Annotated in this window: 11 protein-coding genes; all 11 read left to right on the top strand. The window is 61.3% G+C overall.

All coding sequences use genetic code 11. From position 1 onward, the window contains the following. The first annotated feature begins 81 nt into the window (after positions 1-81). The 11 genes from pyrB (at position 82) to SMC7_RS01065 (ending at position 12,571) form a co-directional block, all read left to right on the top strand. A complete protein-coding gene (gene pyrB / locus SMC7_RS01115; protein ID WP_119088541.1) occupies positions 82-1,002 on the top strand; it encodes an aspartate carbamoyltransferase in 921 nt (306 codons plus the stop codon). Between the two features lies 1 nt (position 1,003). Continuing rightward, positions 1,004-1,435: an aspartate carbamoyltransferase regulatory subunit gene (locus tag SMC7_RS01110; RefSeq protein WP_119088540.1), complete on the top strand. Its 432-nt coding sequence runs from the start codon at positions 1,004-1,006 to the stop codon at positions 1,433-1,435. 75 nt (positions 1,436-1,510) lie between these two features. Further along, positions 1,511-2,668 carry a dihydroorotase gene (locus SMC7_RS01105; protein WP_207798680.1) on the top strand — a complete coding sequence of 386 codons (1,158 nt, stop codon included), beginning with the start codon at positions 1,511-1,513 and terminating at the stop codon, positions 2,666-2,668. Continuing rightward, entirely contained in the window at positions 2,665-3,540 is an 876-nt protein-coding gene (gene pyrF / locus SMC7_RS01100) for an orotidine-5'-phosphate decarboxylase (protein WP_119088538.1), read from the top strand. Before SMC7_RS01105 ends, pyrF begins: the two co-directional genes overlap by 4 nt. Beyond that, complete coding sequence (locus SMC7_RS01095; RefSeq protein WP_119088537.1) at positions 3,537-4,289, top strand: dihydroorotate dehydrogenase electron transfer subunit; 753 nt, start codon at positions 3,537-3,539, stop codon at positions 4,287-4,289. Before pyrF ends, SMC7_RS01095 begins: the two co-directional genes overlap by 4 nt. Further along, positions 4,282-5,199, top strand: coding sequence for a dihydroorotate dehydrogenase (locus SMC7_RS01090; protein ID WP_119088536.1), 918 nt, complete (start codon positions 4,282-4,284; stop codon positions 5,197-5,199). Before SMC7_RS01095 ends, SMC7_RS01090 begins: the two co-directional genes overlap by 8 nt. 18 nt (positions 5,200-5,217) lie before the next feature. After that, positions 5,218-5,790, top strand: coding sequence for an orotate phosphoribosyltransferase (gene pyrE, locus SMC7_RS01085; RefSeq protein ID WP_119088535.1), 573 nt, complete (start codon positions 5,218-5,220; stop codon positions 5,788-5,790). Between the two features lie 239 nt (positions 5,791-6,029). Next, a complete protein-coding gene (gene asd / locus SMC7_RS01080; protein WP_119088534.1) occupies positions 6,030-7,106 on the top strand; it encodes an aspartate-semialdehyde dehydrogenase in 1,077 nt (358 codons plus the stop codon). Continuing rightward, on the top strand, positions 7,103-8,515 hold the full coding sequence (locus SMC7_RS01075; RefSeq protein ID WP_207798679.1) for an aspartate kinase: 1,413 nt from the start codon (positions 7,103-7,105) through the stop codon (positions 8,513-8,515). The genes asd and SMC7_RS01075 overlap by 4 nt, the downstream gene beginning before the upstream one ends. A gap of 213 nt (positions 8,516-8,728) precedes the next feature. Then, entirely contained in the window at positions 8,729-9,118 is a 390-nt protein-coding gene (locus SMC7_RS01070; protein ID WP_119088628.1) for a desulfoferrodoxin, read from the top strand. A 549-nt stretch (positions 9,119-9,667) separates the two neighbouring features. Beyond that, positions 9,668-12,571 (top strand): ice-binding family protein, encoded by a 2,904-nt coding sequence (locus SMC7_RS01065; protein ID WP_119088533.1) that lies wholly within the window; start codon positions 9,668-9,670, stop codon positions 12,569-12,571. Positions 12,572-12,579 lie beyond the last annotated feature (8 nt).

The raw sequence follows: 12,579 nt of genomic DNA, 5'->3' as shown, positions 1-12,579 counted from the left end.
GAAAACGCTTGCACGAAAAGACGACCTTCGTATACTTTCAAAGGGTCACGTGCCCCGTTACTCAGACAATGGGGGAACAGTATGCTCAAAGGCAGGCACCTGCTTGACCCGACGGACTTCAGTCCTGGGGAGCTCGACGAGATTTTCGACTTCGCTGACCAGATCATTCAATCTCCCGCTCAATTCAATCACCTGTGTGACTCTTCCATTCTCGCAACACTCTTCTACGAACCCTCCACCCGCACCCGTTTCAGCTTTGAGGCTGCCATGCTCCGTCTCGGCGGCAACGTGGTCGGCTTCTCCGAACCCACCTCCAGTTCAGTCGCCAAGGGCGAAAGTGTTGCCGACACCATCCGCACGGTGGCGTGCTACGCTGACATCATCGTCATGCGTCACCCCAAGGAGGGGGCACCGCGCATCGCGAGCCAGTACTCGCCCGTCCCTGTCATCAACGCGGGCGACGGCGGCCATCTGCACCCGACGCAGACGCTGACAGACCTCCTGACCATTCGCTCGGTAAAGCACCAGCTGACGGGGCTGACCATCGGCTGCTGCGGGGACCTCAAGTTCGGCCGCACGGTTCACTCGCTCATCAAGGCCGCCTCACGTTACCCGGACAACCGGTTCGTGCTCATCTCGCCCAAAGAGCTGCGCGTCCCCGACTACGTCACCGCAGACCTGGCCACCAAAGGCATCGCATACCAGGAGGTCGAACGCCTCGACGATGTCATCGGCAACCTGGACATCCTGTACATGACTCGCGTCCAGAAGGAGCGCTTCTTCAACGAAGACGACTACGTCCGCCTCAAGGACGTCTACGTCCTGAACGCAGAGAAGATGCGGCTGGCACGTCAGGACATGATCGTCATGCACCCGCTGCCCCGTGTCGGGGAGATCTCCTACGACATCGACGACGACCCGCGCGCCTACTACTTCAAGCAGGCCAAGTTCGGCATGTTCGTGCGCATGGCCCTGATTTCGAAACTGCTGGGGGTGAGCTGAGATGTTGACCATCACGAGCATCAAGAACGGCATCGTCATCGATCACATCCATGCAGGCCTGGGCATCCGCATGTTCTATCAGCTGGGCCTGGACAAGGCCGACTATTCGGTCGCCCTCATCATGAACGCGGCCAGCACACACATGGGACGCAAGGACATCATCAAGATCGAAAACAACGTCGACTTCGATGTCACGATGCTGGCGCTCATCGATCCGAACGTCACCGTCAACGTTATCGAAGACGAACACATCGTGCGCAAGGTGAAGCCCGAGTTGCCCGAGCGCGTCGAGGACATCATCAAGTGCAAGAACCCGCGCTGCATCACCTCCGTCGAGAAGTACATACCGCAGGTCTTCACACTGGTGAACCGTGAACTCGGCCAGTACCGCTGCCAGTACTGCGACGAAATCTACACGGTCGGCAAGGACTGAGGAACAATGACTTCTGACACCAAATCACTGCTGATACGCGGGGCACATGTGGTCGATTCCGTCCAGGACGGAGTAATGGATATCCTTGTCCGGAGTGGTGTCACCACCGCCGTTGGGAGGGGACTCTCCTCTGATGGTGCCGCACTCGAAGCGGGCGGGCTTACGTGCCTGCCTGCTTTTTGCGATCTGCACGCGCATTTCCGCGACCCGGGACTGACGCACAAGGAAGACCTGGCAAGCGGAAGCCATGCAGCCGTGCGTGGTGGCTATACGGCCGTCAACCTCATGGCGAACACGAAGCCTGTCATCAGCAGCAGACTTCAGGTGCAGGACGTGTTGGACCGCGCGGCTTCCATCGGCCTCGTGAACGTGCACCAGTGCGCCTCCATCACGAAGAACATGGACGGCGTGACAGTCGACCACCTCGAGGCCCTGGGTCATTCCGTGCGCATCATCAGTGATGACGGACATGACGTCATGGACGCCCGCGTCATGCTGCAGGCGATGACAGCCGCCGCAAGGCTGGGCCTGACGGTCATGTGCCACTGCGAAGACATGAATCTCTCTGGCACCGACTATCGTCTGGCCGAAGATCTGATGACGCACCGCAACATCGAGCTGGCGCGCGCAGCCGGCTGTCGTCTGCACATCGCACACGTGAGCACCGAAGGCTCCATGCGCGCCGTCATCGCAGCCAAGGAACGAGGGCAGGCGGTGACCTGCGAGGTGACCCCGCACCATCTGGCACTGACCAGCGCAACCAACTACCGCGTCAACCCCCCACTGCGGACACAGCAGGATGTAGACGTCCTGATCCATGCCGTGGAACAGGGGTGGGTCGATGCCATCGCCACCGACCACGCACCCCACACGGCGGATGACAAAGCTGCCGGCGCTCCCGGCATGGTAGGTCTGGAGACCGCCTTCGGCGTCTGCACCACGGCGCTGGTCCGCCCAGGACACATCACGCTCGCACGGCTTACTGAGCTCATGAGCAGGAATCCGGCACGCATCCTGGGCCTGAACAAGGGCTGCATCGCCCCCGGCTACGATGGGGACCTCGTGCTCGTCGACCTCAACACGCCGTGGACAGTCGACGCAACGACATTCGCAAGCAAGGGGCACAACACCCCATTCAACGGCCAGACGCTAATCGGCCGCGTGATCATGACCATCAAGGCGGGGGAAATCGTCTATGATGACACCACATCGAACCAGGAGGCACGCCAATGATCGTCGACAAGCTGTTTGATGCCGTGGCGACGCGCGGCCCCGTCTGCGTCGGCCTGGATACGTCGCTCGACTATCTGCCGTCGGAGTTCCGCGCAGGGTTCGCGGGTCCCGGCGAGGCCCTGTTTCAGTTCAACCGGCGTATCGTGGACGCCACGATACCAAGCTGCGCATGCTTCAAGCTGCAGATCGCCTACTACGAGGCACTGGGGCTGGAGGGGCTGCGCGCCTATGCCAGGACGCTGCAATACATCCGCGGCAAGGGCTGCATCGCTGTCGCGGACATCAAACGCGGCGACATCGCCGCCACCGCCCAGATGTATGCCAAGGCTCACTTCGAGGGCGAGTTCGAGGCCGACTATGTGACCCTCTCGCCGTATATGGGCATGGACAGCATCGAACCCTGGCTGCCCTGGGTCCAGGACCACGACAAGGGCCTCTTTGTCCTCATCCGCACCAGCAATCCGGGGGCCGTCGACATCCAGTATCTCGAACAGAAGTCCGGCGCCCGCGTCTACACCGAGGTCGGCCGGCGCGTCGCCGAGCTTGGGGCACACACCATCGGCACCTGCGGCTACAGCAGTGTCGGAGGCGTTGTCGGCTGTACCCACGTGGAGGAGGCACAGGTTCTGCGACAGCAGCTGAGCACTGTCTTCTTCCTCGTCCCCGGCTACGGCGCTCAAGGCGGCACGGCTGCAGACGTTGCGCTATATCTCACAAATGGCAATGGCGGTATCGTCAACTCCAGTCGCGGCATCCTGCTGGCGTGGAAGAAGCAGGAGGCTGGTGCTGCACACTTCGACGACTGTGCTGGGGCCGAAGCGGAACGCATGCGGGATGATATCCGCGCGGCCGTGGCCAAGTTGCAGACGTGACCGTCCCGTCGCCTGCACACGTGGAAGGGGTGACGGTCCTCTCGCAGGAACACCTGACCGACGACGTCTACCGTCTGACTGTCGCGACCACGACCGGCGGCACCCCCGGTCAATTCTACATGGTCCGCGCCTGGGAACGTGAACCGCTGCTGGCACGCCCCATCAGCGTCCACAGCGTAGACGAGGACACCGTCAGCTTCCTCTACCAGGTGCGCGGAAGGGGAACCGAACTGCTGTCGCACCTCCAGCAAGGAGGCACGGTGGCACTGACCGGACCGCTCGGACACGGCTTCCACACCGAGGAACTGCGCGGAAGGATAGCCATTGTGACCGGCGGCATCGGCATTGCCCCCATGTTCTGCCTTGCACGCACGCTGCCTCCCGGTGACGTCACCGTCATCGCGGGCTTCAAGAGCACCCCCTACGCGGTTGCCCAATTCACGGACCTCGGCATGGACGTACGAATCGCAACGGAAGATGGGTGTGACGGCACCAGGGGATTCTGTACCGAGATCTTTGACCCACATATATATGACATGGTGGTGACATGTGGACCCATGCCCATGATGGCGCGCGTGGCACACCTGTGCGCTGAAGCCGGCGCCCCCTGCCAGGCTTCTCTCGAAGCACATATGGCGTGCGGCGTCGGCGCTTGCCTGGTCTGTTCGTGTGCGACGGTCCTCGGCAACAAGCGCGTCTGTGCCGACGGTCCGGTGTTTGACGCAGCGGAGGTGATCTGGCATGCTTGAGACAACCCTGTGCGGCGTCACGCTCAAGAATCCTGTCATCGCAGCGTCCGGCACTTTTGGCTTTGGCGCCGAGTACAGCGAGTTTTTCGACGTCAGCAGGCTGGGAGGCATCTGCACCAAAGGTCTGACCCTTCATCCACGCGAGGGCAACCCTGGTCTGCGCGTCTGGGAGACGCCCGCCGGCATGATGAACTCGGTGGGGCTCCAGAACCCGGGCATCCCCGTCTTCCTGGAGCGCGAGCTGCCGCGCATGCGTACGCTGGGCACAGCCATCATTGCCAACGTGGGCGGCGGCGACCTGGAGGAATACGTCGAAGGTGTCCGTCTGGTCTCGGGTGCCGATGGCGTCGACATCATCGAACTCAACATCAGCTGTCCCAATGTGCGCGAAGGCGGCATGGCCTTCGGCATCAAGTGTGACGTAGCCGCCAGTGTTGTAGCCGCTGTCCGGCCTGTCTGCGCCAAGCCGCTCATGGTCAAACTGTCTCCCAACGCCGAAGACATCACGGCAATGGCCGTTGCCTGCGAACGGGCGGGAGCCGATGCCGTCTCGCTGGTCAACACATTCAAGGCCCTGGCAATCGATATTCACACTCGCAAGGCTGTCTTCGACAATGTGACTGCCGGTCTGTCCGGTCCGTGCATCAAGCCCATCGCCCTGCGCATGGTCTGGGAGGTAGCCAACGCCGTCCACATCCCGGTCGTCGGCATCGGTGGCATCGCGACCTGGCAGGACGCGCTCGAGTTCATCATGGCAGGCGCCACCGCGGTGCAGGTCGGCACCGCAACCTTTGTCAAACCGACCGCCATGCTCGACATCGTGGACGGTCTGGAACGCTACCGCGCAGACGAGCACCTGACCAGCCTCGCTACCGTCTGTAACATTCTCGGGACGGTTCCAAAACTGTAACACTCTCAGGAGGAGAATATGACAACTGACGAACTGGTTCTGAACGAACTCAAGGAAACCGGAGCCCTGCTCCAGGGGCATTTCCTGCTCTCGTCCGGCAGGCACAGCGATCGCTACGTCCAATGCGCGAGACTCCTGCAGTACCCAGACCGTGCGGCCCGCGTTCTGGCAGTCGCGGCCGAGCAGTTTCGCCCGGTACCCTTCGACCTCATCGTAGGGCCCGCCATGGGTGGCATCATCGTTGCGTATGAGCTGGCGCGTCAGCTGGGCAAGCCCGGCATCTTCGTGGAACGCGAGAACAGCGTCATGTCCCTGCGCCGTGGGTTCGCCATCGCCGAAGGAACGCGGTGCATCATCAGCGAAGACGTCGTCACGACCGGCAAGTCTTCGGAGGAAACCGCGAAGGTCATCCGTGAATGTGGCGGCGAGGTCGTCGGCATCGCGTGCATCGTCAACCGCAGCGCCGAACTCATCCAGTATCCTGTCTGGAGCGCCGTCCGCCTCACCATCGAGACCTGGCCCGCAGATGACTGCCCGCTCTGCAAACAGGGTATCCCTTGGGTGAAACCCGGCAGCAGGGGGAATGCCTGACCTGCCGCGAAATCCAGACATGCTTCTCCTGAACGCATTTGTCTGAGAGTGTTACACTTTGGAACCCCCCGAGCCCTTTTGTTCAAGGCAAGGGGGTCTCTGTCCCGAAGTGTAACAGACTCGGAGAATGAGAGACAGTTGACGCAGTTTGCGCTTGACAGAAACGTCCGCTCCGCTACGCTACCTCTCAACTCCTCGGCGGCGCAAGCCCTGGGGGATTCGTAAACGAGGGGACAACGATGGAACGAACGAAAGCAGTTGTGTGTGGAGCAACAGGGATGGTCGGTCAGATCTACGTCGCGATGCTGTCGGACCACCCCTGGTTCGAGCTGGTCGGCGTCGCTGCCAGTGAACGGTCGGCCGGCAAGCAGTACAGGGACGTCGCACGCTGGTACATCCAGGGAGACATTCCGGCCCGCGCGCGCAGCATGACCATCCTTGCCTGTACGGCCGAGGCCATCGCCGCAACCGGCGCCACACTGGCTTTCTCCGCGCTGCCCAGCGACGTTGCCGGCCCCGTCGAGCGGTCGCTTGCGGACGCAGGGATGGCGGTCGTCGCCGACTCTGCATCACACCGCATGGACGGGGACGTCCCACTCATCGTACCCGAGGTCAACGCCGACCATCTGGAAGCATTGTCCGTACAGCGTAAGGGGGGCAAGCGAGGATTCATCGTCACCGGCCCCAACTGCAGCACCGCAGGACTGGTCCTCTCGCTCAAGCCTCTCCAGCTGGCGTTCGGTATTCGACGGGTCGTCGTCGTGACGATGCAGGCCCTGTCGGGCGCCGGGTATGCCGGGGTGCCTTCGATGGCCATCGTCGACAACCTCATCCCATACATCAAAGGCGAAGAGGAAAAGATGGAGTGTGAGACCCGGAAGATGCTGGGCTCCTGGCTGGACGGGACCTTCCAGCCGGCGGACATCCCCGTGAGCGCTTCGTGCAATCGCGTCGCGGTGCTGGAGGGACACACCGAGTCCGTTCTGGTGGAACTCGACCGCCCCGCTTCCCCCGAAGAGGTTGAGAGCGTCATGCGCAGCTTCCAGGGAGAACCCCAGCGCCTGCACCTCCCCACGGCTCCCGACCACCCCATCATCGTGCGCTCCGAGTCTGACCGTCCCCAGCCGCGCCTCGACCGTCTGGCGGGCGAACCGGCACGAGCCCATGGCATGGCGGCCGTGGTCGGGCGCGTCCGCAGCGATCCCGCATTCGCAACGGGGATCAAGTACACGGTCCTGTCCCACAACACCATCCGCGGCGCCGCGGGCAACGCCGTCCTGACCGCCGAACTACTGGCGGCGAAGAGTCTTCTGTGAAGACCATCGTGATGAAATTTGGCGGCGTCCTCGTGCAGGACGCCGCGGCCATCATGCACTCGGCCCAGCTGGTCGTGCAGACGGCACACAAGAACACCCGTGCCGTCGTCGTGGTCTCCGCCATGGCCGACGTCACCGACGGACTCCTCGACCTGGCCGAGCAGGCTCGCCAGGGCCATGGCGACGAGGTCGCTCAGGCAGTGGACCTCCTCGAGAGACGGCACGAGGACGCGATCCAGACGGTCTTCAGCTCGTCCCCTGCGATGGCCGTTCAGCCGGTCGTGGACGAAGAACATGCACTGTTTGTGTCACTCAGGCAGGCACTGGCGGGCGTCGCCATGCTGCACGAACTCACGCCCCGTTCGCGTGATCTCATCGTCTCGTTTGGCGAGCGTTGCTCCGCCCCCATCATGTCTGCGGCCCTTCGTGCGGCGGGCCTGACGTCCAGGTCGCTGACCGGCGGTGAGGCGGGGATCGTGACCGACGACACGTTCGGTAGCGCCGTGCCTCTGCTGGACATCGCCCGGAAAACCATTCCACGCGCGCTGACGCCTCTGCTGGACCGTGGACTCACCCCTGTCGTCACCGGGTTTGTCGGAGCCAACGAGGAAGGCGTCATCACGACGCTCGGCAGAGGCGGATCGGACTACACTGCCACCATCCTGGGCGCATGCCTGCTCGCCGACGAGGTGTGGATCTGGAAGGAAGTCGACGGCGTTATGACCGCCGATCCGAAGCTCGTCCCGGACGCCGTCCGCGTACAGGCCCTTTCGTATCGCGAGGTCATGGAACTGGCCTGGTTTGGCGCCAAAGTCCTCCACCCCATGACGGTCGCGCCCGTCCAGGAGGCCGGCATCCCAATTCGCATCCGAAGCGCCTTCCTGCCGGCGTCTCCCGGCACCATCGTATGTGCCGACGCGCCCGAAGCGGGTCCCGTCAAGGCGGTGACCTCGATCCGGAAACTCACGGCGTTGACGATCGGTGGAGCAGCGATGATCGGCACGTCAGATGTCGTCAGCAGAGTCTTCAGCCTCCTTGCAGCTGCTCAGCTCCCCGTCCTGATGATCTCGCAGAGCTCATCGATGGCCAATGTCTCACTGGTCATGACCCAGACCGACGCCGAACGCGCGACAAGGCTGCTGCGCAAGGAGTTCGCCGGCAGCATGGTCATCCGGGACATCACCGCCACGCCGCATGTCGCCATCGTCGCCATAGTGGGTGACGGCATGCGCGGCACACCCGGCGTCGCCGCCCGTCTGTTCACCTGCCTGGCGTCCGAAAACATCAACCTGCTCATGATCGCCCAGGGCTCCAGTGAAGTCAACATCTCAGTCCTCATCACCGAGAAAGAGGCTCAGCGGGCCGTGCGCACGGTTCACGCCGCATTCGGCCTGGCGGGGGCGACGTAGCCAAACGGCGGCCCGCACATGCCGCTGCAACCCCCTGGTACTTGACACCAAAGGAGGCGAATTCCCGGACAATAGTGATACACTGGGCACTGGACGGATTGAGCGATCCCACGATTCGTCCGAAGACAAGGAGGTAACGGAATGATGCAGAAGTACAAGTTTTGTTGTGGTGAATGGAGAGGGAAGGATGGCCTCAACCAAGGAGGTAACGGAATGACACAGAAATATGAGATCTACAAGTGCGAAATCTGCGGCAACATAGTTGAAGTGACCCATGAGGGTGGGGGCGAACTCGTCTGCTGCGGACAACCAATGACAAAGATGGTCGCAAAATCCACTGAGGAAGGAAACGAGAAGCACCTGCCGGTTGTCGAAAAGGCAGAGCGTGGAACTGTAATCAAAATCGGATCTGTTCCACACCCGATGGAAGAGAAACACTACATCGAGTGGATCGAAGTATTCATGAAAGACGGTAAAGTCATGAGAATACCGCTGCATCCGGGAGACAAGCCCGAACTGCATATCGGCCACGCCATCGAGGACTTGCTTGAGGTAAGGGAATACTGCAACGTCCATGGGCTCTGGTCCAAAAAGCTGGTGTAGAGCCCAACAAATCCTTAGGGTAGGCATTCTACAAGCAATTCAGGAACAGACGGCAGAAGGTTCTGTTCCATATACCATCGTGCAGTGGCCAGCCCCTTGAGACACAAACCTCAGCAGGCTGGCCATACGCATGTCTGCGCAGTGCAACCAAGCGGCTTCATGTGCAGGCGATTTCGAGCCGCCCGCATGAGGCACTTGATATTATTGTTGCAAGTTTCATAATTGTTGTGTAGTGATCTCGAGTGGTCAACGTGAAACTGCTTTGTCGCATGCTTCGTAAAGGAGGGAACGCATGGTAAGCAATGATCGAAGGTTTGCTGGAGTGTTCCTTCACTGGTCACGCCTTCTCTGTCGTCACGGCGGACAGTCTGTTCGTCGTGGGGAGCCCATCCCGCTTCAGTTGTCCAGAATCTGCGGTAGGCCCTCTATAGCCGGCGACATTGGATAATCGTCACAGGTTCGGCGTATATCAGAGTCTGGGTGGGCCTATGTCCACGAGTGTCGCCATCATTCTCGATGCTGGCGGCGCATCCTAGAGGGGAGGAAAGTATGAGGAGAGTTCTCGCAACACTTGTCGCACTAGCCTTGGTCATGTCCATGTTCACCGGGGTCTTCGCACCGATGCCCGCAACCAGGGCAGCCTCAGTCGTGAATCTCGGCACGGCCGGTGACTTCGTGATTCTGGCCAAGACAGCCATCACAACCACTGGAGCCACTTCGATCAGTGGGGACATTGGTATCAGCCCGGCGGCGGCGAGCTCCATAGCCGGCTTCGGACTGGTCATGGACAGCACGAATACCTTCTCCACGTCATCCCTGGTGAATGGAAGGGTATACGCGTCCGACTATGCGTCGCCCACTCCGACGAATATGTCCACGGCCGTATCCGACATGGAAGCAGCATACACGGCTGCCCATGGACAGCCATCCACCGTTACTGAGCTGGGTGGTGGGACGGTCGCCCTTCAGACTCTGGTTCCCGGCGTCTACAAGTGGTCTACACCAGTGACGATAACCACGGACCTCATACTGGCAGGTGGGCCAGACGATGTCTGGGTCTTCCAGATGGCCCAGACTCTCGACCTTGCTGCCGGCATGAAGATCCTCCTGAGCGGTGGAGCTCAGGCCAAGAACATCTTCTGGCAAGTCGCGGGGACTGTGAACCTCCTGGCGGGCTCGCACTTTGAGGGGATCATACTTGCCCAAACCAATATTGCCATGAGAGCAGGCGCAACGTTCAACGGCAGGCTGCTGGCACAGTCCGCAGTCACATTCATCAGCACCACGGGCGATGCTCCTGCGGCCACTGGGGCACCCGGCACCATCACCATCATCAAGAACACGGTCCCGAACGGGCCACAGGACTTCAACTTCGCTATTGTGGGCCCCACTCTGAATACTTCCTTTGCTTTGGACGACGACGCTGATCCCACCCTTCCCAACTGGGAACTCTTCGGTGGTCTCGTGCCCGGCACCTACACCATAACGGAGCAAGCAGTTGTCGGCTACAGCCTTATCGGCATCGCCGGCGCCACAACGTTCGACCTCAGTACGAGCACGGCCACCGTCATGCTGGTCGAGGGAGCCGCGGTCTCGTCGGCCACGGTTACCTTCACCAACATGCAGAGAAGCGGGACCATCAGGATCACCAAGGACACGGTTCCAGACGGGCCACAGGTCTTCAGCTTCACGATGACACACGACCCGTATCAAACGGCCTTCAGTCTTGACGATGATCCTGTTTCCCCCCTCCTCAACTGGACGCTATTCGGTGGTCTGCTCCCCGACACGTACACGATAACCGAAGCGCCTGCTGTCGACTACGTCCTCACCGGTATTGCCGGCGCCACGTCGTCTAACCTGGGCACGAGGACTGCCACCGTCACGCTGACCCTGGACACGCCCTCGGCTGCGGTCACTTTCACCAACACGCTGGGCGTCCCCGACATTCACCTGGTCAAGTCCGTGAGCCCTGTGGGAGCAGTCTTCCCCGGTACTCGCCTGACGTATACGCTCAGCTTTACCAATACGGGGACGGCGGCGACTTCGCCCGACACTCGTGTCACGGACGTCCTAGACGGCTGGCTGGATGAAACGACCCTCAGCAATATCAGTGGCTGGGGCGGATCATACAACAACACCAACAGGACCATCACTTGGACCGTCGGGTCGATTGCGGCTGGAGGCAGCTGGGGCGTCACCTTCGCTGCGAACGTCCGGTCAATCCAGAACGTATTCCTGCTCATCCACAACACCGGCTTGTACAGCGCGACGCTGGGAGGCACGGGCCAGTCCAATACCGTCGAGACGCCTGTCCTGCCGATTGTCCTGACACCTGAGGAACCACCCGTGATCCCGCCTCCCCCTCCCTCCATCGCTATCACCGTGACGGCTCCGGAGCCTCTGTGCGTGGAAGCCTACCTGCCGTACCAAATCTGCTTCACCAACGGGGTCCCGCCCTACAAGTACACTGTGGACTTCGGTGACGGCACGCCGATCGTCACCGGGACGACGTCGTCCTCGTGCGTGACGCTTGAACACGCGTATCTGGCAATCAAGCCATATGCCTTCTCTGTCGTAGTCCACGACAGCAAGGGCATGGAGAGCACGCACACCGAGACCTTCACACCCATGGATTGCACCAAGAAGGTCGTCGTGTATCACCACAACTTCTTCATCGGGTATCCGGACGGCACGTTCCAGCCGGATGGTAACATCACAAGAGCTGAGGTTGCCGCTGCCATGTCACGCGCACTAGGCCTCGGCTGGACTACTGACCCATCCGGCTTCTCCGATCTGAAGGCCACCCACTGGGCAGCTGGATTCATCACGCTCATGACACAGGAAGGCTTCATGACGGGCGACCCTGCCGGGACGTTCCGGCCGGACGACCCGATGACGCGTGCAGAAGCTGCTGCCGCTTTCCTGCGCATCGCAGGCATGTCGCCGGTCCTCAACCCCAGCTCGTCATCCTTCAAGGATGTGCAGCCGTTGTCCTGGGCTGCTGGGTACATCGAGGCGGCCCGTCAAGCAGGACTCCTGGCCGGCTATCCTGACAACACGTTCAGGCCTGCTGACCTCCTGTCCCGCGCCGAGTTCGCAACACTCGCATGCAACGCGCTCGGTCGAGTACTGACCACCACGAACACACGGGAAAACGCGCAGTACGAGGTGAAGTGGCCGGACGTGACTCCTGACTTCTGGGCATACAACTACATCCTCGAAGTGTCGACACCGCACACAGTCACCAACCCTGCACGTCTGACACGTATCATCACGCTGAAGGACCGCAAGATCCCGCTCTTTTCCGAAGGAGACAACGGCATCATCACGTTCCTGCAGCTGGGCAACACGATCACCGCCATCGTCCCGGTCGACGGTCTTCAGGCGGACGGCTCCGATCCTGCTCCACGCGAAGTAAAGGTGCGCATCATCAATCACGAGCGGCCATAAGGGACAAG

The organism is Candidatus Cryosericum terrychapinii, assembly GCF_003570925.1.
Lineage (GTDB): Bacteria > Caldisericota > Caldisericia > Cryosericales > Cryosericaceae > Cryosericum > Cryosericum terrychapinii.
The sequence above is the reverse complement of the archived record's forward strand: the minus strand, read 5'-3'. Positions and strand labels throughout refer to the sequence as shown.